24 protein-coding genes and 4 pseudogenes are annotated in these 23,165 nt (G+C 60.7%); 15 read left to right on the top strand and 13 right to left on the bottom strand.

The genetic code is table 11. The features are described from left to right. Nucleotides 1-190: 190 nt before the first annotated feature. On the top strand, nt 191-2,449 hold the full coding sequence (locus FDP22_RS23430; RefSeq protein WP_231035893.1) for a heavy metal translocating P-type ATPase: 2,259 nt from the start codon (nt 191-193) through the stop codon (nt 2,447-2,449). Between the two features lie 243 nt (nt 2,450-2,692). Here FDP22_RS23430 and FDP22_RS23420 read toward each other — a convergent pair whose 3' ends face one another. From FDP22_RS23420 to FDP22_RS23395, 6 genes are all read right to left on the bottom strand, one after another. After that, complete coding sequence (locus tag FDP22_RS23420; RefSeq protein ID WP_040618641.1) at nt 2,693-3,382, bottom strand: copper-binding protein; 690 nt, start codon at nt 3,380-3,382, stop codon at nt 2,693-2,695. Nucleotides 3,383-3,429: 47 nt separating this feature from the next. Then, nucleotides 3,430-4,788 carry a multicopper oxidase family protein gene (locus FDP22_RS23415; protein WP_138578379.1) on the bottom strand — a complete coding sequence of 453 codons (1,359 nt, stop codon included), beginning with the start codon at nt 4,786-4,788 and terminating at the stop codon, nt 3,430-3,432. 11 nt (nt 4,789-4,799) lie between these two features. Continuing rightward, nucleotides 4,800-6,263: a TolC family protein gene (locus FDP22_RS23410; protein WP_138578377.1), complete on the bottom strand. Its 1,464-nt coding sequence runs from the start codon at nt 6,261-6,263 to the stop codon at nt 4,800-4,802. Further along, a complete protein-coding gene (locus tag FDP22_RS23405; RefSeq protein WP_239032051.1) occupies nt 6,263-6,484 on the bottom strand; it encodes a hypothetical protein in 222 nt (73 codons plus the stop codon). The genes FDP22_RS23410 and FDP22_RS23405 overlap by 1 nt, the downstream gene beginning before the upstream one ends. A gap of 73 nt (nt 6,485-6,557) precedes the next feature. Then, on the bottom strand, nt 6,558-6,974 hold the full coding sequence (locus FDP22_RS23400) for a hypothetical protein (protein ID WP_239032050.1): 417 nt from the start codon (nt 6,972-6,974) through the stop codon (nt 6,558-6,560). Between the two features lie 204 nt (nt 6,975-7,178). Next, nucleotides 7,179-7,379, bottom strand: coding sequence for a heavy-metal-associated domain-containing protein (locus tag FDP22_RS23395; protein ID WP_009815466.1), 201 nt, complete (start codon nt 7,377-7,379; stop codon nt 7,179-7,181). A gap of 140 nt (nt 7,380-7,519) precedes the next feature. Between FDP22_RS23395 and FDP22_RS23390 the strand changes: the two genes are divergently transcribed. The 4 genes from FDP22_RS23390 to FDP22_RS23375 all read left to right on the top strand — a co-directional run bounded on the left by FDP22_RS23390 (nt 7,520) and on the right by FDP22_RS23375 (nt 12,249). Further along, nucleotides 7,520-10,027 (top strand): heavy metal translocating P-type ATPase, encoded by a 2,508-nt coding sequence (locus tag FDP22_RS23390; protein WP_138578372.1) that lies wholly within the window; start codon nt 7,520-7,522, stop codon nt 10,025-10,027. A 19-nt stretch (nt 10,028-10,046) separates the two neighbouring features. Next, complete coding sequence (gene cueR, locus FDP22_RS23385) at nt 10,047-10,466, top strand: Cu(I)-responsive transcriptional regulator (RefSeq protein ID WP_009503818.1); 420 nt, start codon at nt 10,047-10,049, stop codon at nt 10,464-10,466. A 123-nt stretch (nt 10,467-10,589) separates the two neighbouring features. After that, nucleotides 10,590-11,462 carry a DUF305 domain-containing protein gene (locus FDP22_RS23380; RefSeq protein ID WP_009503819.1) on the top strand — a complete coding sequence of 291 codons (873 nt, stop codon included), beginning with the start codon at nt 10,590-10,592 and terminating at the stop codon, nt 11,460-11,462. Nucleotides 11,463-11,484: 22 nt separating this feature from the next. Continuing rightward, complete coding sequence (locus tag FDP22_RS23375) at nt 11,485-12,249, top strand: MauE/DoxX family redox-associated membrane protein (RefSeq protein ID WP_170317858.1); 765 nt, start codon at nt 11,485-11,487, stop codon at nt 12,247-12,249. Between the two features lie 100 nt (nt 12,250-12,349). Here the strand turns inward: FDP22_RS23375 and FDP22_RS23370 are convergent, their stop codons facing one another. The 7 genes from FDP22_RS23370 to FDP22_RS23340 all read right to left on the bottom strand — a co-directional run bounded on the left by FDP22_RS23370 (nt 12,350) and on the right by FDP22_RS23340 (nt 16,834). Continuing rightward, nucleotides 12,350-13,090: a cytochrome c biogenesis CcdA family protein gene (locus FDP22_RS23370; RefSeq protein ID WP_028095358.1), complete on the bottom strand. Its 741-nt coding sequence runs from the start codon at nt 13,088-13,090 to the stop codon at nt 12,350-12,352. Further along, nucleotides 13,087-13,578 (bottom strand): hypothetical protein, encoded by a 492-nt coding sequence (locus FDP22_RS23365; protein WP_138578370.1) that lies wholly within the window; start codon nt 13,576-13,578, stop codon nt 13,087-13,089. The genes FDP22_RS23370 and FDP22_RS23365 overlap by 4 nt, the downstream gene beginning before the upstream one ends. Next, nucleotides 13,524-13,775 (bottom strand): hypothetical protein, encoded by a 252-nt coding sequence (locus tag FDP22_RS23360; RefSeq protein ID WP_239032049.1) that lies wholly within the window; start codon nt 13,773-13,775, stop codon nt 13,524-13,526. Before FDP22_RS23360 ends, FDP22_RS23365 begins: the two co-directional genes overlap by 55 nt. A 141-nt stretch (nt 13,776-13,916) precedes the next feature. Beyond that, the gene (locus FDP22_RS23355; RefSeq protein WP_028095360.1) at nt 13,917-14,882 is read right to left on the bottom strand and encodes a cation diffusion facilitator family transporter; all 966 of its coding nucleotides are present in this window, start codon (nt 14,880-14,882) and stop codon (nt 13,917-13,919) included. Then, nucleotides 14,872-15,627: a transglutaminase-like domain-containing protein gene (locus tag FDP22_RS23350; RefSeq protein WP_028095361.1), complete on the bottom strand. Its 756-nt coding sequence runs from the start codon at nt 15,625-15,627 to the stop codon at nt 14,872-14,874. Before FDP22_RS23350 ends, FDP22_RS23355 begins: the two co-directional genes overlap by 11 nt. A 96-nt stretch (nt 15,628-15,723) precedes the next feature. Then, nucleotides 15,724-16,302, bottom strand: coding sequence for a cation efflux transmembrane domain-containing protein (locus FDP22_RS23345; protein ID WP_028095362.1), 579 nt, complete (start codon nt 16,300-16,302; stop codon nt 15,724-15,726). Nucleotides 16,303-16,405: 103 nt separating this feature from the next. Continuing rightward, the gene (locus FDP22_RS23340) at nt 16,406-16,834 is read right to left on the bottom strand and encodes a MerR family transcriptional regulator (protein WP_013959865.1); all 429 of its coding nucleotides are present in this window, start codon (nt 16,832-16,834) and stop codon (nt 16,406-16,408) included. A gap of 207 nt (nt 16,835-17,041) precedes the next feature. Here FDP22_RS23340 and FDP22_RS23335 point away from each other — a divergent pair, with 207 nt between their 5' ends. The 10 genes and pseudogenes from FDP22_RS23335 to FDP22_RS25050 form a co-directional block, all read left to right on the top strand. Next, entirely contained in the window at nt 17,042-17,608 is a 567-nt protein-coding gene (locus FDP22_RS23335) for an SCO family protein (RefSeq protein ID WP_028095363.1), read from the top strand. A gap of 5 nt (nt 17,609-17,613) precedes the next feature. Next, on the top strand, nt 17,614-18,036 hold the full coding sequence (locus tag FDP22_RS23330) for a disulfide bond formation protein B (RefSeq protein ID WP_028095364.1): 423 nt from the start codon (nt 17,614-17,616) through the stop codon (nt 18,034-18,036). Continuing rightward, a pseudogene (locus FDP22_RS23325) lies at nt 18,033-18,691 on the top strand (DsbA family protein). Before FDP22_RS23330 ends, FDP22_RS23325 begins: the two are co-directional and overlap by 4 nt. A gap of 23 nt (nt 18,692-18,714) precedes the next feature. Further along, nucleotides 18,715-19,182, top strand: coding sequence for a copper chaperone PCu(A)C (locus FDP22_RS23320; RefSeq protein ID WP_028095366.1), 468 nt, complete (start codon nt 18,715-18,717; stop codon nt 19,180-19,182). Further along, a complete protein-coding gene (locus FDP22_RS23315) occupies nt 19,182-19,808 on the top strand; it encodes an SCO family protein (RefSeq protein WP_028095367.1) in 627 nt (208 codons plus the stop codon). Before FDP22_RS23320 ends, FDP22_RS23315 begins: the two co-directional genes overlap by 1 nt. Then, nucleotides 19,805-21,175 (top strand): annotated as a pseudogene (locus tag FDP22_RS23310) (peptidoglycan DD-metalloendopeptidase family protein). The gene FDP22_RS23315 and the pseudogene FDP22_RS23310 overlap by 4 nt, the downstream one beginning before the upstream one ends. A 3-nt stretch (nt 21,176-21,178) precedes the next feature. After that, the gene (locus FDP22_RS23305) at nt 21,179-21,634 is read left to right on the top strand and encodes a DUF411 domain-containing protein (protein ID WP_028095369.1); all 456 of its coding nucleotides are present in this window, start codon (nt 21,179-21,181) and stop codon (nt 21,632-21,634) included. A gap of 12 nt (nt 21,635-21,646) precedes the next feature. Next, nucleotides 21,647-22,425, top strand: a pseudogene (locus tag FDP22_RS23300) (ZIP family metal transporter). A 28-nt stretch (nt 22,426-22,453) separates the two neighbouring features. Further along, entirely contained in the window at nt 22,454-22,912 is a 459-nt protein-coding gene (gene lspA / locus FDP22_RS23295; RefSeq protein WP_009503845.1) for a signal peptidase II, read from the top strand. Continuing rightward, a pseudogene (locus FDP22_RS25050) lies at nt 22,879-23,163 on the top strand (apolipoprotein N-acyltransferase); the annotation flags it as partial. The gene lspA and the pseudogene FDP22_RS25050, both read left to right, overlap by 34 nt. Nucleotides 23,164-23,165: the final 2 nt, after the last annotated feature.

Raw genomic sequence — 23,165 nt, 5'->3', positions numbered from 1 at the left:
TATTATGTAATATATTGGCAGTATCAATCAGCTTTCCTTCGCTAATCAGCAATCCAAGCTTGACCTTCCAGTTGCTGGAAGCCCCATCTTAGGAATTGGCATCATTTTGGAGGGCTAGAGCATGATACAGGTAACAGAACCGCACCCGCGAGAGCGGTCATCCGATCAGGCCAAGGATCCAGTTTGCGGCATGTCCGTCACTATGTCTCCGCAGGCCCGTCAGGCGGATTATGACGGTGAAACCTTCTACTTCTGCTCCGATAAGTGCCAGACCAGGTTCGAGGCCGATCCGATCTACTATGCCTCAGGTACGGCATCGGATCACAGCATGACCCCGAAAGCCGGAACTCAGTACACCTGCCCAATGCACCCCGAGATAGTTCGTGACGAGCCCGGCGCCTGTCCGATCTGCGGCATGGCGCTTGAACCGATGGTGCCGTCGGATGAACCCAGCGAAGAACTGACCGACTTTACCCGCCGGATGTGGATCAGTGCCGCCGCAGCCGTTCCTCTGGTTATCCTGACTATGGGAGAGCTGGTCGGTTTGCCGGTCCGGGACTTGATCGGACATCGGCTGGCGACATACATCGAGTTCCTGCTGGCGACGCCTATCGTGTTGTGGGCAGCGAAGCCGTTTTTCGTGCGGGGATGGGCGTCGATCGTGAACCGCTCGCCCAACATGTGGACGCTGATCGCGCTTGGTGTCGGCGCGGCCTACATCTATTCGCTGGTCGCCACATTCCTTCCGGGCGTGTTTCCGGAGGCTTACCGGATGGGCGCGGGAGTCGGCACCTATTTTGAAGCCGCCGTCGTTATCATCACTCTGATTTTCGTCGGACAGGTTTTGGAATTGCGGGCGCGGGAACGGACCGGCGATGCCATCCGGGCACTGCTCGATCTGGCCCCGAAAACGGCGCGGCGCATCCTGCCCGACGGCACGGAATATGACGCGCCGCTGGAAAACATTGTGGAGGGCGACCGGTTGCGGGTGCGCCCCGGCGACGCGGTCCCCGTCGATGCCAAGGTCGTCGACGGCACGTCATCCATCGACGAGAGCATGATCACTGGCGAGCCGTTGCCGGTCGAAAAAGGTCCGGGCGATACGGTCACCGGCGGCACAATCAATAAGAACGGCTCCCTTGTCATAGAAGCCGCTCGTGTAGGTGCCGACACGATGCTGAGCCAGATCGTCGAGATGGTCGCGAACGCGCGGCGATCCCGCGCACCGATCCAGGGGCTTGCGGACAAGGTTTCTTCCTATTTCGTGCCGACCGTTGTCGTGGTCGCCATCCTTTCCTTCGCCGCTTGGCTCGGCTTCGGGCCCGAACCTGCGCTCGTCTTTGCCATCGCCTCGGCGGTGTCAGTGCTGATCATCGCCTGCCCCTGTGCATTGGGCCTTGCGACGCCGATCTCGATCACGACGGCTGCAGGGCGCGGTGCACAGGCGGGTGTCCTGATCAAGGATGCCGAAGCGCTGGAACGCATGGCCAAGGTCGATACGCTGATCGTCGATAAGACCGGCACCCTGACCGAAGGCAAGCCGAAGCTGACCGATGTGAACGCTCTGGGCGACGAGACCGAAGAAACCATTCTGAGCCTCGCGGCTGCCTTGGAAAAAGGCTCTGAGCACCCGCTGGCAGAGGCCATCGTCGAAGGCGCGAAAGAGAGAGGTATCAAAGTCGGCAATGCCGAGAACTTCGAAGCCGTGACCGGCAAGGGTGTGAGCGGAACCGTCTCGGGCCACGCCGTCGCGCTTGGTAACACCGCGATGATGCGCGACATGTCCCTCGACACCTCCGCAGCAGAGGAGGCGGCAGACGTTCTGCGCAGCGAAGGCAAGACGGCCATGTTCGTGGCCATAGAAGGAAAACTGTCCGGCATCGTCGCCGTCGCCGACCCGATCAAGGAAACGACGGCCGAGGTCATCAAGGAACTGCACGAGGCGGGCCTGCGGATAATCATGGCTACGGGGGATAACGAACGCACTGCAAGGGCCGTGGCGCAGCTCCTCGGCATCGACGAGGTCCGGGCTGGAGTTCTGCCGGAAGACAAGAAGGCGCTGGTGGACGAGCTGCACGCGAATGGCAAAAAGGTCGCCATGGCCGGCGATGGTGTCAACGATGCACCGGCTCTGGCCGCAGCGGACGTCGGCCTGGCCATGGGCACGGGTGCGGACGTGGCGGTTGAAAGCGCGGGCATCACTCTCTTGAGCGGCGATCTGAACGGTATCGTCAAGGCACGGACGCTGGCCGTGGCGACGATCGGTAACATACGCCAGAACCTGTTCTGGGCCTTTGCCTACAACACGCTCGGTGTGCCCTTAGCTGCGGGCGTGCTCTACCCGGTATTCGGGCTGTTGATGTCGCCCATGTTCGCCGCCGCCGCAATGAGCCTCTCGTCGGTCTCGGTCATCGCGAACGCGCTCAGACTACGGCGATTGAGGCTTTAGACGATCCGCGTATTGAACGTGAAGCTGGACGATACTTCTATTTCAGCAAAACGTGTATTGCTGCATGAGGTTGCTGACCTTTGCCACTGGAAGCGTTCACTGAGAAAGCCGGAAAGACGAGCGCAAGGGCGCATGTGCAGGTTATCAGGAAATTCATAATGCTCGGCTACCTCCGTAGCGCTTGATTTAATTGCCTCAAAGCGTTGGGGCCGGGCATGTACGCCTCGGCCCCAAGGTCAGTCTTCACTTCATCTGCGTGACAGTAAGCTTGCCCTTGACCCGGTCGGCAACAAACTCGATGTCCTGACCTTCTGCCATCTTGGCCATTATCGCTTCGTCCGCGCGGAATACCATCGTCATCGCGGGCATATCGAGGTTGACCAGAGGGCCGTGGATGATTGTGACCTTGCCGGCCTTGGCGTCGATCTTCTTTATGGTCCCGCTCGTGTATTCCACGTCAGCCTGAGCCATCTGGTCCCCCACCGAGACCGCACGGTGCATGCCGGATTCGTAGTGACCCGGGATCAGGCACGCGGCTTCGAACGTACCAGCATTCGCGAACGTCCAGACGACCTCGCCCGTGGCACCCGGATCAAGACGGATACGGTTCGGGTCGTCGTGTTCCATGTCCATCTTGGCCATTTCGATCTTGTGCTCGGCGTTATTTTCCAGCGTGTCGAGAACAAACTCGTGTTCCAGCTCACCCTTGTTCGTGATGTTGAAGCGTATGGTTTCACCCTGCTTGATGGTCATCTCCTCACTCTCGATCAGCATTTCGCCTTCGTCGTTTTCAAGCAGGGTTACATCAATCGTCCGGTCGACTTTTGCCGTATGGCCGGGCATACCGATGGCCATTTTGGCATGACCAACGTCAGCGAAAGCCCCCGTTGAAGCGAAAAGGACGAGAGAGGTGCTCAGAAGAAGTTTTTTCATTTGGTTTTCCTGTAGGTTTGGTTTGGTTGGAGTCGACGAAGGGCCGTTCAGCCCTTCGAGTTTGGTTTTGGTGTGAGAATGGTCTTGGGACTGTTGTTCGAGGCGAACTCGGGCAATTCGCCAGTCCATTCGTAGGCCATCTCGCCCGGAGGATTTTCGTACCAGCCGGGATCGGAGTAATCGTCCGCGTCGATGCCGTCCCGCACCTTTACGACCGAAAACATGCCGCCCATCTCGATGGGGCCGTAGGGCCCCCAACCCGTCATCATCGGGATGGTATTGTCGGGTAGCGGCATTTCCATTTTTGCCATGTCCCCCATGCCGGACATGCCCATCGGCATGTATTCCGGCTGGAATTGACGGATCTTCTGGGTCAGCGGCTTCTTGTTCACCCCGATGAACGTCGGCACGTCATGGCCCATGGCGTTCATCGTATGGTGCGATTTGTGGCAATGGATCGCCCAATCTCCCAGATGATCGGCGACGAATTCGTAGGCGCGCATCGCACCTACGGGAATGTCGATGCTGACCTCCGGCCACTGTGCTTCAGGCGGCACCCAGCCGCCATCCGTGCAGGTGACCTTGAAGTCATAGCCGTGCATATGGATCGGGTGGTTCGTCATCGTAAGGTTCCCAACCCGTACTCGCACCCGGTCGCCCTTGTTCACGACCAGCGGATCGATGTCGGGGAAGATCCGGCTGTTCCAGGTCCAAAGGTTGAAATCCGTCATCGTCATGATGCGGGGTACATAGGTACCCGGATCGATGTCGAAAGCATTCAGCATGATCAGGAAATCACGATCCACCGGCATGAATGTGGGATCCTTGGGGTGGACCACGAACATGCCCATCATCCCCATCGCCATCTGGGTCATTTCATCGCCGTGGGGGTGGTACATGAACGTTCCAGACTTCACCAAGTCGAATTCGTAGACGAAGGTTTTGCCCGGCGGGATGCTTGGATGGCTCAACCCGGAGACCCCATCCATGCCTGAAGGAAGAATGAGCCCGTGCCAGTGCACCGTTGTGCCTTCCGGCAGCTTATTGGTGACGTAGATGCGCACCCGGTCGCCTTCGACTGCTTCGATCGTCGGGCCGGTGGATTGGCCGTTGTAGCCCCACAAATGCGCGATCATGCCGTCGGCAAGCTCGCGTTCTACCGGTTCGGCCACGAGGTGAAATTCTTTCACCCCGTTGTTCATCCGGTGCGGCAGGGTCCACCCGTTCAATGTGACCACAGGTGTGTAGTCCGGCCCGGAATTGGGACGCGCCGTGATCGCCGTTGCTGCGCTATCCATTTGGGCAGCTTCGGGCAGGCCCATGTTCAGGGTTTGACCCCAGGCTTTCGAAGAGACCATCGTTGCACCTGCCGCGCCGGCTCCGAGTAATTGACGTCTATTTAGCATGTCAGTTCCTTTCAGTGTCCTGCGCCGCCACCGGCGGCAAGTGTTGCGCCTTCTCCACCAGCACCGCCGCCATCTCCGCCGCCATAGATCGCAGCGGTCAGGTCAGCCTGAGCCATGTAGAATTCGCGTTTTGCGTTTGCCGCTTCCAGTGATGCGCCAAGTTTCTCGCGCACGTCTGTCAGCAGCTCGAAAGTGTTGGTGATCATGCCGTTATAGGACAGCAGACCCTCTTCTTCGACGGTCGTGCGTAGCGGCACCAGAACGTCGCGGTAGTGGCGGGCGATCTTATATGACGCATGATAAGAGGCTTCAGCACCACGCGCTTCGGACCGGACGTTGACGGCTTTCTCCGCAAGCACGTTGGCTGCTTGCAGGTACGACAATTCCGCCTTGCGCATCCGGGCCTTGCCGGTGTCGTAGATCGGGATTGCGAACTCCACTTCCACCTGAGGCAATGCCTTTGTTTCGATGTCGCCAGTGCCATCGACTTCGCGCTCGAATTCAGCTCCCGCGACGATCTCCAGATCGCTGACGATGCGCGTCTGATCAGTCAGACCAAAAGCCTTGGCCTGCGCTTCCAAGCCAAGTTTGGCAACGCGCAGATCAACCCGATTTCGCAATGCCTTCGCTTCGATGTCAGTCACACGGCCGACCGAACGCGGCAGCGCAGGAAGGGCATCGGGCACATAATAGTCGACCTCGGTGCCCCACAGCCCCATGAGCCTGGTCAGCTGCTCCTTGGACCGGGTAGCATTCAGGCGTGCCTGGGCAAGTTGTCCGGCGAGTTCGGCGTTGAAGGCCTGTTCACGGGCCTGCCCGGCTTTGTTCAGCGCGCCGGTCTCGCCAAGCCTCATCGCCAATTCCGATCCGGCGTCAGAGGTCGCTTTCGCGCGGCGCAGATAGCTCACGGCCTCGAAGGCAGCTACGGCGTCGACCCATGCCTTCCGCGTCTGATTGGCCAGTGCGAGCGTGTCGTTCACGGCGCTCAGTTGAGCCTGCCGAAAGTTTGCGTCTGCAATGGCCGTACGCTGCTTACGGGTGGTGGCATCAAGAACGTTGGAGCGGATCAGGCCTTCGATTGCCCTATAGGCACCCAGTTCCGGCGCACCGATGCCCAAGACACCAATCGACACGATCGGGTTTTCCGGCGTCGACTGCTGCCAGGCCTCTGCGGCAGATAGGCCAACGTTCGCATATGACGCCTGCAACCCCTTGTTGTTCAGAAGCGCGACCTGAACGGCGGTGTCCGCCGAAATGGTCTTGCGGTGCACCATTGCGTGCACCTGCTTCTTCAAGGCCTCGTTTTCGGCCTGGGTTTCGGCGAAGGCTGTCCGTTTGCCGATGGCTGGTGTGACCTGGCTGGAAATATTGGCGAAGCCAGCTTTTGGTTCCGTGTAGATGCCTGGTACAGCTGTAGCACAGGCACCTAAGATTAGCGGAAAGCCGAAAACCAGCGGAAACTTCGATACCCGCATCAGTTGCCCTCCGTCTGTTCTTGATTGACGGAACGCCAGTCGCGGGGACCTGTAGGGCCGCGATAGGTGTAGCCCGCCAAGGGGTCCTGATAGCTGATCGGCGATGAAACTGCCGTGTTGGCGACGGCCTGTTGGGTCGCGACGGACGGCAACGGGGTGGGCTCATAGGCGCATGCGCCAAGCCCGAGGGCCGAAGCCCCCATAAGTAGATGAATTTTCATGAAAGTAACCTGATTGGTGAACGTTGTCTCACGCAGACTCTGCGCAAGGCTCACACCCGATTTGGGCGCCGGTTCAGATCAGGAATCGAGGGGGCCGAAAAAACCCTGCTGTTTCGACGGAATGCGTCTGACCGCTCAGGATCATATATTTTTTCGCAGCAATAGGATCCGGGAATACCAAGTCTGCGTCTGGAATGACGACAGAAATGCATATTCCGTTACAACACTGAGTTGATTGATGCTCTGTTTCACCAATGTCGGAGGATATGTCATCCACGTCAACTGTCGCCGGGTGTTTCATGTGGTCGGCGTGGATATCAGTTCCCTGACCAACTGTCGGTTCGCTGAGAAGGGCGCTGATCGATCCAGAATGCTGACCATCATGCATTCCCGAGGCCGCGTGTGCCGCAGAAGGTGGAGACAGAACCAATGCCAACGCAAAAGCGAAGCAAGTGAGGAATTTCACCCATACCGAAGTGGCGACACGCATTCTCATGAACGGAAACTTGGACGTTTTGACAAATTAGTCAACGCTTACAGCGCGGGAAGGTTTGGCACATTCTAGCGAGGCAGGCGAATTCTCGCTGCGAGCGCTCAAAACTGTTGCGCAATAGATACATAGCAACGTTCACCAGTCAGACAGAAGACGCGAAAATGGTAGTGAGTACTTCAGTAATGACTGGAAGTGCCGGGACTAACTCAGTCTTTGCGATCCGTAGCCCGCATCGTGAATCGCTGCCTTCAGAGCGCTTTCATCCAATGCGCTATCTACCTCGACGGAACGCGCAGTCAGGTCACAGGTGACAGTCGCGTGTGGGTCTATCGTCACAATGGCCTTCTCTATCGACGCGGTGCAATGTCCGCAGTTCATGTCCGGCACGCTGAACCTGATCATCACGATCTCCTTCTTACTGCTGCCATCTAGGCCGTCCCCCTATGGGAAGGTCAATGCCCGAAAAAATTCCTCGATGCATCTGTTGACCTTCCAGCGAATGGAACCCTTATCTCTCGGAGGACCAGGATCAGGAGTCACCCATGTCGGATTCGCATACCCTTCGACTTTCCCTGCAGAACATGTCCTGCGCCTCTTGCGTCGGGCGGGTGGAGCGTGGGCTTTCCGGCCTGCCGGGCGTCAGCGACGTTCGAGTCAACCTCGCCAGCGAAACCGCTCAGGCGCAGATCGACGCGCCAGAGCGCATTTCGAACATCGTCGAAAAGCTGGAAGAGATTGGCTATCCGGCCCGTAAGCAGAGCACTCGCCTGAACGTGGCCTCCATGTCCTGCGCGTCCTGCGTCGGTCGGGTGGACAAGGCTTTGGCGGCGATGCCAGGCGTGCTGGCCGTGAACGTCAATCTGGCCTCGGAAACTGCGACGGTAACGTATCTCGAAGGCGCGGTTGCGGTTGCAGACCTGCTGAAGGCGGCGGGTGACGCAGGCTATCCCGCGACCTTGCCGCAGGACAGAGAGGCGGAAGACACGAGTGTCCGGAAGGATGAAGAGGCGCGGATGCTGGCCCGCAGGACCGCCCTGGCGGCGGCCCTCACCCTGCCGGTGTTTCTGCTGGAAATGGGCGCGCATCTGATCCCCGGCATGCATGGTCTGATCGGCGACACGATCGGCCATCGAGCAAGCTGGCTGATCCAGTTCGTCCTGACCACGGTGGTTCTGCTCTGGCCGGGGCGCAGCTTCTACACGCGCGGGTTTCCAGCCCTGCTCAAGCGTGCGCCGGACATGAACAGCCTTGTCGCGGTCGGCACTTCTGCCGCCTATCTCTATTCTCTCGTGGCGCTATTCGCGCCCGCGCTGCTGCCCGAACGGTCGCGTGCCGTCTATTTCGAGGCGGCGGCGGTCATCATCGTGCTAATCCTGCTGGGCCGGTGGCTGGAGGCGCGCGCCAAGGGCCGCACCGGCGCAGCGATCCAGAAGCTGCTGGGCCTTCAGGCCAAGACCGCCCGCGTGCTGGTGGACGGAGAGCCTGAGGACGTGGCCATCGAGCGCATCGCCGCGGGCGACATCCTGCTCGTGCGCCCCGGAGAGCGGATTGCCGTGGACGGTGAAGTGACCGAAGGCAGCGCCCGCGTCGATGAGAGCATGATCACCGGCGAGCCGGTGCCTGTCGCCAAGTTGGTGGGCGATCCCGTCACCGGCGGGACCGTCAACGGTTCCGGTGCCTTCCAGTTCCGTGCGACACGCGTGGGAGCGGATACGACGCTGGCGCAAATCATCCGCATGGTCGAAGAGGCGCAGAGCGCCAAGCTGCCGATCCAGGGGCTGGTCGACCGGATCACCCTGTTGTTCGTGCCGGCGGTCATGGCGCTGGCGCTGCTTACGGTTATCGTCTGGCTGCTGGTCGGCCCCTCGCCCGCCCTGTCCTATGCCCTCGTTGCGGGTGTATCCGTGCTGATCATCGCATGCCCTTGCGCGATGGGGCTGGCCACGCCGACCTCGATCATGGTCGGCACCGGCCGTGCCGCTGAAATGGGCGTGCTGTTCCGCAAGGGCGATGCGCTGCAACAGCTTTCGACAGTGGATGTGGTGGCGCTGGACAAGACCGGCACGGTGACCGAAGGGCGCCCCGAACTGACCGATCTGGTGCTGGCCGACGGCTTTGAACGGGCCGAGGTGCTGGCCCTGGTCGCGGCGGTCGAGGCGCAGTCGGAACACCCTATCGCCGAGGCCATTCTGCGGGCGGCGGAAGCCGAGACGGTCACTCGACACGACGCGCGGAACTTCACCTCCATCACGGGCCACGGTGTCCGGGCCGAGGTCGCAGGCCGCGACGTGCTGGTGGGGGCCGACCGTCTGATGACGCGCGAAGGGGTGGACATCGGCGCGTTGGCCGACGCCGAGCGCCGCCTGGCTGAACAGGGCCGCACCGCGCTTTATGCCGCCATCGACGGGCGGGTGGCCGCCGTCATCGCCGTGGCCGATCCGGTAAAGCCGTCCAGCGCGGCGGCCATCCGGGCGTTGCACGATCTGGGCCTGAAGGTCGCCATGATCACCGGCGACAAGCGAGAGACGGCAGAGGCCATCGGCCGCGAGACCGGCATCGACCATGTGATCGCGGGCGTGCTGCCCGATGGCAAGGTGGCGGCATTGGACGATCTGCGCGGCCCGAGCCAGCACATCGCCTTTGTAGGCGACGGCATCAACGATGCGCCCGCGCTTGCTCATGCGGACGTGGGCATCAGCATTGGCACCGGCACCGACGTCGCCATCGAATCCGCCGATGTGGTGCTAATGTCGGGCGATTTGCGCGGCGTGGTCAACGCGCTGGAAGTGTCGCGGCGTACGATGCGCAACATCCGCCAGAACCTGTTCTGGGCCTTCGGCTATAACGTGGCCCTCATTCCGGTGGCGGCGGGGCTGCTCTACCCGGTGTCGGGCCTGCTGCTGTCGCCGGTGCTGGCGGCTGGGGCAATGGCGCTCAGCTCGGTCTTCGTACTGACGAACGCGCTGCGCCTGCGCCGCGTCCGCCCGGCGATGCAGGAACAGGCGCAACCCGGCTCTGCCGCCAACCTGTCACCAGTCCCGGCTGAATAAGCTCAAGGAGGAAACTATCATGAACATCGGAGACGTGGCCGACATGTCCGGCCTTCCCGCGAAGACCATTCGCTACTACGAGGACATCGGGCTGGTCGAGCCGCTGCGCAGTGCCAACGGTTATCGCAGCTTTCGGCAGAGCGACGTCCACAAGCTGGCGTTTCTCGGCCGGGCGCGCGCCTTGGGCTTCACCATCGAGGACTGCCGGAGCCTGCTGAAACTCTATGCCGACACCGACCGCGCCAGCGCCGAGGTCAAGCAGATCGCCGAAGAACACCTCGACCGGATCGACCGGAAAATCGCAGAACTGACCGAGATGCGCGCGACGCTGTCGCACCTTGTCGATGCCTGCGCTGGCGATCACAGGCCTGATTGTCCGATTCTCGCAGATCTGGCTATGGAAGAGGATAAGACCCGGACCGCCAGGGCAGCGGATTAAGATATGTCCCGCAGCGGGCAGCGCCACCCATAAGGTGCGACTGGCTGCAGCTTTTTCGGAACATTCCAGCGCGGGAAAGTTGTTCTACCTCTATACTTCACGATTTCGAGAGAGGACAACTTCATGTCATATGGCCGCTTTTTCGCGATGATCGCGACATCTACCGTCGTCATGTTCGGTCTGATGTATCTCAATACCTACCTCTGGACGCATGTGTTCTGGTCGGAAACGCGGGTCTACATGGCTCTCCTGATGGGTGCCACCATGGCGATCATCATGCTGGGCTTCATGCTGTCGATGTATTCCAGCAAGACGGCTAACGCCGCCATCTTCATCGGTGCCGCTGTGGTCTTTGCCGCCTCGCTCTGGCTGGTCCGCAGCCAGGTGACGGTGGGCGACACCAGCTACATGCGGGCAATGATCCCGCACCACTCGATCGCGATCATGACCTCCAGCCGCGCCGATATCTCGGACCCGCGCGTGCGCAAGTTGGCGGATGAGATCATCTATGCGCAGGACAAGGAAATCGCCGAGATGCGTTATCTGGTGAACGATATCGACGCCAATGGTGACAGTCCGGCACAGTCAGAAAGCGGACCGGCGCAGATCGTGAGCCTTGACGAGGCGCTGTCCACGGCGGAGATCACCATTCTCGATCTTGAATTCCTGACCCGGGAGGACATCGCACAACTCTTCCCGGACGGCGCGGCGTGCACGTTCACCTACACCACCACAAGCAGGCCTGCGCTGGCGGTGGGCCGCATCGACGGTGGGAGTGTAGCTCTCGCCAAGATCAGCGGCGATCTGGTGCGGCTGGAGGCTGGCGACGCCGGAAGCACTTGGGGCAAGGAAGGCATGACAGTGGCGTTGAGCGCGCCGAGCGGAACCGGCACATTGGCCGCAAATAGTGGCGAAATGCAGGACGCCGATCTCGTTCTCGAACTTGGGCCCGGTCTGCGTGCAGGGTATCGCGGACATTACGGTTGCGGTGCCTGAACCAGAAACTGGAGGAAACACCATGCCGAAAGACGCATCGAAAACAGCCCAACTCTACCGGATGGTCATGCTGGATCACCTTTGCCCTTATGGTCTCAAGTCCAAAGACCTGCTCGAACGGGAAGGGTACGAGGTCGAGGATCACCACCTGACGACACGCGAGGAAACTGATGCTTTCATGGAAAATCACGGGGTCGAGACCACGCCGCAGACCTGGATCGGCGACAAGCGCATCGGCGGCTATGACGATCTGCGGGTCCATTTCGGCCTTGACGCACCGGAAAGCGAACGCTCGGACACCTCCTATCAACCGGTGATCGCGATCTTTGCCGTCGCGTTTTTGATGGCGCTCGGCTTGTCATGGTACAGCTTTGGAACCATCCTCAGCCTGCGCGCGCTGGAATGGTTCATCTCGATCTCGATGTGCTTGCTTGCAGTGCAGAAACTTCAGGATGTCGAAAGCTTTTCGACCATGTTCCTAAATTACGACCTGCTGGCGCACCGCTGGGTGCGCTACGGCTATCTCTATCCCTTCGGAGAGGCCTTCGCCGGTATCCTCATGGTCGCAGGGGCGCTCACCTGGCTGTCGGCACCCGTGGCCTTGTTCATCGGCACCGTCGGCGCGGTTTCGGTCTTCAAGGCGGTCTATATCGACAAGCGCGAGCTGAAATGCGCCTGCGTCGGGGGCGACAGCAAGGTGCCGCTCGGTTTTGTCTCGCTCACCGAGAACCTGATGATGATGGTCATGGGTATCTGGATGCCGATCCGGGTCTACCTGATCGGCTGACGGCACCGCGACCTCTACAGAGGCGCGGCGTGGATGACATTGATTGGCGGAGATAATCCCTACACTGCAGCCATCACACCTAGAGCTGGTTCGAGATTCGTCACCCGATCGTCGCGAGAAAGGGAAACGTCCCCAGCAGCCAATAGGCAAACCGTGACAATTGCCCGGTCATGATGGCAACTCCCATGATGATCATGGCAACACCCGCGCCCTTGTAGAGCCAGCGACCGGCTTTGCCGATCTGCCTTACCCGCGCGGCGATGGCGTCGGTGAAGAGCGCGGCCAGCAGGAAAGGCACCCCCAGTCCAGCGGAATAGATCGACAGCAGCCAGATGCCGTCCGACATGCCGCCGGAGGTCGAACTGAGCGTCAGGATTGCGCCGAGGATCGGACCGATGCAAGGTGTCCAGCCAAAGGCGAAGGCCAGTCCCAGCACGTAGGCCCCAAACGGGCGACCGCCGGGAATGTCGAGATTGAAACGGGTATCGCGCGAGAACGCATTGAGACGAAAGACACCCAGCATGACCAGTCCGAACAGAATGATGATCGCGCCGCCGAGATAGTTTAGCTCGGTGCGCCATGTCAGCAGCAGGGATCCGAGCGCGCTGGCCCGGGCCCCGAGGGCGACGAAGACCGTCGAAAAGCCCAGGACAAAGCAGGCACTCAACCCGAGCGCCCCGGCGCGCGCCCGCAAGCCGACCGACCGCGTCGTGCGCAAATCTGGTTGCCCTGCGATGTACGAGACGTAGCCAGGCACCAGTGGCAGGACACAGGGCGACAGGAACGAAATGGCACCCGCCAGGAAGGCCGCGAAGATGCCGATGCCGGAAATATCCATCATACATCACGATCGTTGTTGAAAGGCCGCCAGACCCACCAGAACGCGACCAGCGGTATCACGATCCATTGCAACACAGGTGACAGGCCCGCATCGAGGATCGGAATGATCGGCATCAGGTCCGAATAGGCCCAGGCCGCGCGGATCACGATGTTGAGCCATTCGCTGAACAGCGTGTATCCGAGCCCGAACACCACCGTCAGGACGGTCACAGACCGCCGCGTCGAGGCGACCAGGGGCCAGCCCCGGCCCGACAGCATGAGGGCAAGCATCAGCGCGCTCATGGCGATCAGGATATCGCCACCCGTGCAATGGACGGCTGCGAAGACAATCTCACCCCAAGTGCCCTCGTTCCAGATCGTGTAGAGCGGCATATGCGCGAACTCCCAGATCAAGTTGGCCGGGATGATCACCGCAAAATACCGACGCAGAGCTGTCAGGGAAACTCCGTCTGTCGAGGACAGCCTGACGCCAGTCGCGACGACACCCATTGAAACACACCTGTCAGCCGGTCCCACCAGTTGGGCTCCCGGCGTCGATGCTGGGCGTTGTTGATCAACTCGCTGACATAGAGGATCAGGTTCACGTTCTTGAAGTCCATGCCATGGAATTTTGCAGCGAACCGCCCGCCGATGTCCACGACATGGGTGACCGCTCCGTGCATCATCATGTCGCTGTCGGCGGTCATCGTGAACTCCAGCCCATATTCCCGCGCCAGAAGGCGCGTCGCGTCATTGGCCTGATCGGATCGTTTGGTCAGAATGACCCAGTTGCTCGGATCGAGCCCATGCCGGTCCGCGTAATCGCGCAGACGAGCCCGATGACATCATCATGCTCGGTCAGCGTTTCCTTGAACATTGGTCTTCTCCTTTTCACTTGCGTTGCCGTGACCGTAGAGATCGGCGTTCTGATGAGCGCGATCCTCATGCTCAAATTCGAGACTGGAATGGCTGATGCCGAACTCTTCCTTCAGCCGCTTCTTGATCGCGCTCTTGATCTCTTCGATCTTCGACCAGCCCTCGGCTGCCACGACGACATGGCAGTCGAGCGCAGCCTCGTGCTCTTGCATTTGCCAGAGATGGACGTAGTGGACGTCGGCGACGCCTTCGACTTTCCGCATCGCTTCGACGACGGCCTCGTTGTCGATGTCCGGCGGGCTCCCGAGCATCAGGGTTCGGATTGGGCCGCCTATTTCAGTGAAAGACAGATACAGGATGTAGATCGCGATGCCGATGGTGATGGCAGGATCGACCCAACGCATGTCGTAAAGGATGATCAGCGACCCACCGACGATAACCGCGACCGAAGCAAGCGCGTCCGACAGGTTATGCAGGAAAAGCGCGCGGATGTTCACGCTGCCCTTCTGCATCGAATAGGTCAGCATTGCGGTCAGCGTGTCGACCACAAGCGCAATTCCACCGAGAATGACGACGGTCCACCCCATGACTTCGGGTGGATCAATCATGCGCATGCCACCTTCGTAGATCAGATAGAAGCCGATCACGATGAGGGTGGTGTAGTTGATCAGGGCCGCCACGATTTCGACCCGGCCATAGCCGAAGGTCATGCGTTCATCGGCCGGGCGGCGCGCGATCTTGCGTGCGGCGAAGGCAATGACAAGCGAGGCCATATCGGAAAAGTTGTGCAGCGCATCGGCGATCAGTGCCAGACTGCCCGAGAATATGCCCCCGACGACTTGCGCAACGGTAAGTAGCCCGTTTGCCCAGATGGCGATGGCAACCCGCCGGTCCCCAGAATTCGGATCGATAGGCGCGTGCCCGTGGTCATGTGGCATTGGCAGGCTCCGCGTGCGCGTGTGTCGCGCGTCGGTCAGTCTTCAGGCGACCGCTGCGAAAACCACGTACGCGCGCATTCATCCAGTGGCGGATGATATGACGGTAAAGGGCACCACGCAGCCATCCAAAGGATTGCTCATGGGACAAATAGAAGGCGTCCGGCGTATCAAACACGCCGAAATCTTGCACGATGCCGGATTTCTGAATGTAGGTATCTTCTCCGTTCCAGGTGACGGGAGGCGCGCCAAGGCAATCCGTGCCCGCGCCATAACCGCAGAGACTGTCCGTGTCCGAGAAAGACGTTTGCAGGACTGTCAGGAAAGCGTCATCCAGGATGAAGCCTTCGAGGTTGAACCAAGCACCTTGATATTCGATCTCAACCCATGAGTGGAGAATTTCTTGCGGAGCAAGCGGATACACCAACTCTGGGACAACACCGCGCTGCAAGCCTTTGTGGATCGTAAACCCATGCAACCGGCAACGAATGCCAACACCACGCAGCAACGCCATCAAGAGCGTCCCTTTGGTATTGCACTGCCCGTAGCCGTCGGAAAGCACCTCGGAGGCGGGGATGTCGTCAGCTCGATTGTATCCGAACGCGATTTCATTCCGAACGAAATCATAGGCAGCTCCGATCCGATCGTATTCGGATAAGCCGCGCCAGCCGCGGGTCTCAATTAGATGCGCAAGAGGCGCGGCATCAAAATCCAGTAATTTGGTGGGTGCAAGTAGGGGGTCGGTCATCTGCAACGGAGTCGCTCCTCGAATCGTCTTGGAACAAGCCTAATTACTATAGTCACTATAGCTTCAACCCTTTCTTTCAGAAAGAATCTCCCGCAACTATTTGCCCGTATGAACTGCTTTGTGGTGTTCGCCGTGTGCGTCGCGCAGAATGTCGATACCTCCCCAGGCCGCGATCCCGGCGACAATCACGCCGACGACGAGGTCCGGCCAGTTGGTTCCCAGCCAGGCGACGAGGCCGCCAGCCAAGACGATTCCGAGGTTCGCGGCGAAATCGTTGTAACTGAAGGTGTTGGCCGCGCGGATGTTGACGTCCGGATCTTTGAGCTTAGCGAGCAGCCAGACGCAGACTGCGTTGATCGCCGCCGCAAACAGGGCCATGGCGATCATGATCGTCCCGAGCGGATCTGACCCGCCGATGTAGCGGCGCCATGCATCGTAGAGGATACCAGCGGCGAACAGGATCAGCAGCCCGCCGGAAACGTTCGCCGCCCCGCGTTTCCATTTGTCGGATCGGGACAAAGCGAAAAGGCTGATCGCGTAGACGAAGCTGTCGGAGAGGTTATCGAGCCCGTTGGCGATCAGGGCACTTGAGTCGCCGAAGGCGCCTGTTGCGAAAAAGGCCACGGCCAAACCGATATTGAGCGCCAGAACGATCCAAAGCGTCCGTCTCTCCATTGAATTTTGTCTAGCAGCCATTTTGTGGTTCCAGCCTGTGTTGTACGACACATTAACTTCTGCGGCTGATCTGCGTTCCAGCCGGAATGTTGGCTGAATTCCTTCAGGCCCCGATTTCCTCGTGCTCGGTCAGGCATTCCGAATGGTCCCGCAACACCTCAAGCACCTTGCAGTCTCCCGTCCGCCCGCCGCTGCATTCGTGAACCATGCGTTTCAGTTCCGTGCGCAGCGCCTTCAGGCGGGCCATGCGCTGCTCCACCTGTTTGAGCTGGCGACGCGCGATGGCATCTGCCTCGTCGCAGGGGCGGTTGGGATGGTCGCTGAGGTCGAGCAGCTCGCGGATCGCATCGAGCGAGAAACCGAGTTGCCGCGAATGGCGGATGAAGGACAGTCGGTCGAGCTGTGCATTGTCGTAGCGCCTCTGTCCGCCTTCGGTCCTGCCAGGTTCGGGCATGAGTCCGATCTGTTCGTAGTACCGGATGGTCTGCACTTTTGTGCCAGTCTTCTTTGACAGAGTACCGATCGTGAGCATTTTCGCCTCCATGAAAAAGATACAGTTTGTGTAGGTTTTGCCGTCGGAATAAACAAGTGTCGGATTCACAGACGCGTGAGTTCAAGCTATACCATGATTTCGTGCTTGAACCTCTAGCGGCTAGAGGATGTATCCGCACATGCAATAAGAATCAATAACAGGCGAACAGGATTGTCCCTTACATCGGCACAGAAGTTTCTTTGGGTTTTGGCAGGCGTGGCAGCGCTTGCCTTCGTATGGCTTTTGCTCTGGTCCGACTATCGTGCCGACCGCGCCCGAACCGACGCCGAACCGCCTTTTTTCGCTAAATTCGAACTGACGGACCACCAGGGTATGGTTCGAACCGAGGAGGACTTTGCGGGGCGCTGGATGCTGGTGTTTTTCGGCTTCACCAACTGTCCCGACGTCTGCCCGACGACCCTGTCAGAGGTCGCGGCGGTGATGGACGGTCTGGGCGACGATGCCGCCAAGGTCCAGCCGATTTTCATAACAATCGACCCCGAACGGGACACGCCCGCCGCACTCGCCGAATACGTCCCGCTGTTCGATGCGAGCATCATCGGGCTGACGGGCACGCCGGAACAAATCGCCGCCACATCCGAGACGTTTCCGATCTTCTTTGAACGCGTCGAAGAGGCTGCGGCGCCGGATGGTTACACGATGGGCCACACGTCGCATCTGTTCCTCTTCGATCCCGACGCGGGCTTTGCCGACTCCTGGCCCTACGGCACCCCGGCCGAAGAGATTCTCGCCGATCTGGAAGAGAGGATCTGATCGACATGAACCGCATATCCGGAGAAACAGCCCTCGGGCTGGCATGGATCATCGCGCTCGTCGCCTCGCTTGCCGTGCTTTTCATCGGCGAGGTGCTGGGGCAGACGCCCTGTGTGCTGTGCTGGTTCCAGCGCGCCTTCATGTTTCCCTTGGCCATTATCCTAGGGCTGGGCCTTTGGTGGCGGGACGGCCGTGTGGGGCGCTACGGCATCGCATTGGCGCTTGGCGGCGGCGCAATCGCCCTCTGGCACATGGGGCTGTACGTCGGTCTTGTTCCCGAACGCATCCAGCCCTGCACGGCCACCGGCCCCTCTTGCACCGATGACAACCAACTGGTCTTCGGCATCCCGATCCCGCTGATGGCCCTCGCCGCCTTCGCGCTGATCGGGGCGCTGTCGGCCCTTTCATTGAAGGACACACGAAAATGAACCGACGCGCCCTGATCCTGTCCGTTCTCGCCTTCGGCGTCGCCGGTTTCGGCGGAACCACCTGGTTTGCAACCCGCCCCGGCCCGGTGGCCGAAGCGGAGCCTGTTGCGCCGGAACTCGCGGACGCGATGATCCGCCCCTACTCGCCCATCCTCGGGCCTGCGGAAGCGCCCGTCACGATCGTCGAATTCTTCGATCCGGCCTGCGAGGCCTGTCGCGCCTTTCATCCCATCGTGAAGGACATCATGGCCGAGCATGGGGATGCTGTCCGCGTCGTGATCCGCTACACGCCCTTCCACGGCGCGGCATCCGAGGAAGCGATCCGCGTGCTCGAGGCGGCACGCATGCAGGACGTTTACGTGCCGGTGCTTGAGGCCGTTCTGCGGGAACAGCCGAGATGGGCGTCGCACGGTGCCCCGGCGCCCGGCCTGATCCTTCAGATCGCCGCCACGGCCGGACTCGATGCCGAGGCCGCGCGCACGCAAATGATGGCGCCCGATGTCGTGGCGATCCTGAACCAGGATCGTGCCGACGTCGAGACCGTGGGAATTCGCCAGACGCCCACATTCTTCGTGAACGGCAAGCCGCTCGATCCATTCGGGAGGCAGAATTGCGTCGTCTGGTGGCCGCCGAAGTCGCTGCCGCGCAAAGCTGAATACAAAGGGCAGGATCAGAACGATGAAAAAGTATATTTTGACCAGCACACTGGCGGCGCTTTTGACCCTTGGAGGGTTCTCAGCGCCCGCGCTGGCCGGACCCGAGGATGTTGTCGTCGAGAACGCGTGGTCCCGCGCCTCCATCGGGATGAACCGTCCCGGGGCCGCTTACATGACGATCCGCAACACTGGCGACGAGCCAGTGACGCTGATCGGCCTTACAACACCGCTCGCGATGATGCCCGAAATTCACGAGACGAAGACAAATGCCGAAGGTGTGAGTTCCATGAACCCGGCGGGGGAGATCGCGATCGCCCCGGGCGAGAGCGTCGCGCTCGAACCGGGGGGCCTGCACGCAATGCTGATGCGGCTGCAAGAACTGATGACGGAAGGGGACACCTTTCCGCTGACCCTGCTTTTCGAAGACGGAGGCGAAGTGACGGTCGAGGTGCCGATCCTCGGAATCGCCGCGCGGGGGCCAGAGGACTGATGCGGCGACGGGCGATCCTGGGGTACGGGGCGGCTGGTGTCGGGGCGGTCGCCCTGATGCTCTTCGTCGGTTGGTGGCAGGTCGATGGACCCGGTGGACCTGAACCTGTCGGGCAGCGGCCTGTGGCCCTGACCGAGATGGATTTCCGTCTGACGGATCATGAGGGCAACGCGGTCGGGCCGGAAACCCTGATCGGTCGCCCGACGATGGCGTTCTTCGGCTTCACCTACTGTCCCGATGTCTGCCCGACCACGCTCTCGGACATTTCGGGATGGCTCGACGATCTGGGAAACGAGGCCGACGAGATGAACGTGGTTTTCATCACGGTCGATCCCGAGCGCGACACTGTCGAAACGATGGCCGAATATGTCGGCTACTTCCATCCTGCGCTCCGTGGCTGGACGGGGCCGGAAGAGCAGATCGCGCGCGTCGCGGACGGCTTCCGCGCCACCTACGAGCAAGTACCGACGGAGAGCGGCGATTACACGATGAACCACACCGCGAGCGTCTTCCTGTTCGCAGCCTCTGGGCGGTTCGTCACCATGATCGACTATCACGAAGCCAGAGAATTCGCGGTGCCGAAGATCCGTCGCGCGCTGGCAGAAGAAATGGAGGGGGCGACATGAGGCTCAGAACTTTGGCGGCGGGTGTCGCAATTGCGGGGACGGTTTCGGGAGCGGCTATCGCCATCTCTGATCTTTTGTCGAAAGAACCCGTGCCGCCGGAACTTGCCCAGGCAGGTAGCTGGATGCCCCAAGGTCCTGAAGCCCCTAGAAACGTTGACATCCTCGTGACGCTGCCCGCGACGGCATGGGCAGAGGATGCACCCGACCTCGGCTCCCTACCCCTTCTGCAGGTCGCGTTCGCCGACAGGCCGGTAAGCGCGATCGAGCCACCGCTGTCGACGTGGTCGCGCGACATTGCACCTGGCGAGACGCTCGATTTCTTGCTGTCCGAAGCTGGACTTGCGGCACCTGACAGAGCCGAAGTTGCCCTCGCGCTTGGCGCGGAATACGATCTGCGACGGCTGCGGCCGGGCACTCGGTCACTGTTGCTTCGACCATGGACGGCAGCCCCCGCACCGTCGCACTTGCCGTCGAGGACGGGGTTCGGATCGAGGTGGTGTTCGGCGAGCGGTTGTCCACACAGGTCGTGACTCCGGATCCGGAGATCGTAACCCTTGCCGGCGAAGCGGTGATCGACAGCTCGATCTTCGCGGCACTCGAAGAAGCCGGCATACCCGCCCGTTTTTCCGTGGACCTTGCGCAGATGCTGGGTGGGACCGTGGATTTCCGCCGCGAGATGGCCGGCGGCGAAGCACTAAGGCTTCTCTGGCGTGAGGCGCGGGTCGGCGAGGACAGGATCGGACAGCCCGAACTCGCCTTCGCCGCACTGGAGATCGGCGGTTCGCTTTGCGAGATCGTATGGCCGGACGACGGCAGCGGTCAGGCGACGATCTACGTCGATGGCGAGGTGCTGCGCGTCTTCGCACAGCCGGTCGAGGGTGCGCGCCTCAGCTCGGTGTTCGGACGCCGCACGCATCCGGTCTTTGGCAACGTCCGGATGCACACAGGCGTCGATTTCAGCGGCACGTGGGACACCGGTTCAATCGACGGCACCGGGGCGGGTTAGTTTCATTGGCTGGCGCGGTGGCTATGGCCGTGTGGTCGAAATCTCGCACGGCTCCGACACCATGACGCGCTACGCGCATCTGAGCGCCGTGCCGGAAGACCTGGCACAAGGCCAACGCGTTGCGGCGGGAGATGTGATCGGCCGCGTCGGCGCGACTGGCACGGCGACAGGTCCGAACCTGCACTACGAAGTCCTCGTGGATGGGCGCCCGACTGACCCCCTCACTGACGACCGGCTCGCCGAAGCAGCTGAGAGCGAAGCGGATGATACCGCCGCGCTCTCGCGTCTGGCCGAGGCGCGGGCGCTTCTGAATGAAAACCTCGGCAGCGAGATTGCCGAAACGACAACCGAAAGGCTCTGACCCATGAAACGCATGACCCAAGCTCTTGCCATCACGCTCGCCCTTTTCCCGGCGGCCCAGGCCCTCGCAGAGGCAACGGCGATCGACGTCCGCAAGACGAACGGTTGCGGCTGCTGCCTCTCGTGGATGAACCACCTCGAAGAGAACGGTTTTGTGCCGACCGGCCAGGACATGTTCGGTGGGTCGCTGGTTCGCTTCAAGCTCGACAACGGCGTGCCGCAGCGCATGGTCTCCTGCCACACCGCGCTCATTGACGGCTACGTGATCGAAGGCCATGTACCGGCCGCTGACATCCGCCGCCTTCTCGATGAGCGCCCGGACGCAGTCGGTCTCGCCGTGCCTGGGATGCCCTATGGCTCGCCCGGCATGGGGCCAGAAGACGACCGCGAGGCCTATGATGTCTTCCTCATCCGCGAGGACGGGTCGACGGAAGTCTTTTCGAGCTACGGCGAAGGATAACCTGGCCCGCCCATGGAAAACCTCTCTCCGATCATGCTCGGCTTCCTCGGAAGTCTGGCTGCCGGATCGCTCACGGCAGTCGGAGCAGTTCCCGTGTTGTTTGGACGCATCCCGTCGCGGGCCACACGCGATCTGTCGCTCGGCTTCGCTGCCGGTGTGATGCTCGCCGCTTCCTTCTTTTCGCTGATCATCCCGGCATTGGATGCGGCCGAGCCGATGTTCGAGAACGGCGCGATGCCTGCGGCCATCGTATGCGTCTCGATCCTCTTGGGCATGGGGGCTGTCGCGCTGATGAACGAAAAGCTGCCGCACGAGCATTTCAAGACGGGACGCGAAGGGCCCGAAGCGGCGTCTTTGCGGCGGGTCTGGCTTTTCATCATCGCGATCACGATCCACAACTTCCCGAAGGCCTCGCGGTCGGGGTCGGCTTCGGATCCGGAGGTATGGAGGGCGGTTTGCCGCTTGCTGTCGGCATCGGGCTTCAGAATGCGCCCGAAGGATTGGCCGTCGCTGTATCTCTGCTGGAGGGGATATCCGAAGCTGCGCGCCTGGGGCATCGCGGCGCTGACGGGCATGGTCGAGCCGATTGGCGGCCTGCTCGGGGCCGGGATCATCACGCTGTCGGAACCGCTGCTGCCATGGGGACTGGCCTTTGCCGCGGCGCAATGCTCTACGTCATCAGCCACGAAATCATCCCCGAAACCCATCGCAGCGGCCATCAGAACAGGGCGACGCTCGGTCTCGCAGTCGGGCTCGTTCTGATGCTGTTTCTCGATGTCTGGTTGGGATGAGGCAATGTCATCATACAAAGTATCTGCGATGATCGGCGTCTTTGCAGCGCTTGCTGCGTTCGCGATCGATCAGATCACCAAAGCCATTGTCGTTGCGAATGCCGTCACTTTAAGCGCCGGGATTTCCGTGTTTCCGGGATTCAACCTCGTCTTTTATCGTAATGACGGCGTGACTTTCGGGATGCTGGGCGGCGCTCCGTGGTGGAGCCTCATCGCTCTCGCTCTTGCCATCTGTGTTTGGCTGGGGGTTATGCTGTTTCGCGCCGAAAATGCGGTCGAAACACTTGCCTATGGCGCGATCATTGGCGGAGCCTTGGGCAATGTTATCGATCGTGTGCGGTATCGGGCTGTAACAGACTTTCTCGATTTCTACATTGGCACAACACATTGGCCTGCCTTCAACATGGCCGATATATTTGTTGTCAGTGGCGTGGGGCTCTTGCTCGCCGCGCCATGGATCAGCGCGCGGCGTTCGATCAAGTCGTGAAACCGAAAATTCTGAACCGCATCGCTCTGCGCCACCGTTTGCTTTCGCGGATGACGCTTGGTTTCGCCGCCGGGGCGCTGACCGTTCTGACTTTCCCGCCTTTCTCGCTTCTCCTGCTCGTTCCCGTTGCCTATTCCGCGTTCTTTGTCGGTCTTCGCGATCTCTCCCTAGGGCGTGCTTTCTCTCGTCGGCTGGGCGTTTGGTCTTGGCCAGTTCGGTTTCGGATTTCGTGGATTGCAGAGAGTTTCTACGT

The organism is Paroceanicella profunda, from assembly GCF_005887635.2.
Classification (GTDB): domain Bacteria; phylum Pseudomonadota; class Alphaproteobacteria; order Rhodobacterales; family Rhodobacteraceae; genus Paroceanicella; species Paroceanicella profunda.
Note: the sequence above shows the minus strand (reverse complement) of the source record. Positions and strands in the feature narration are given on the sequence as shown.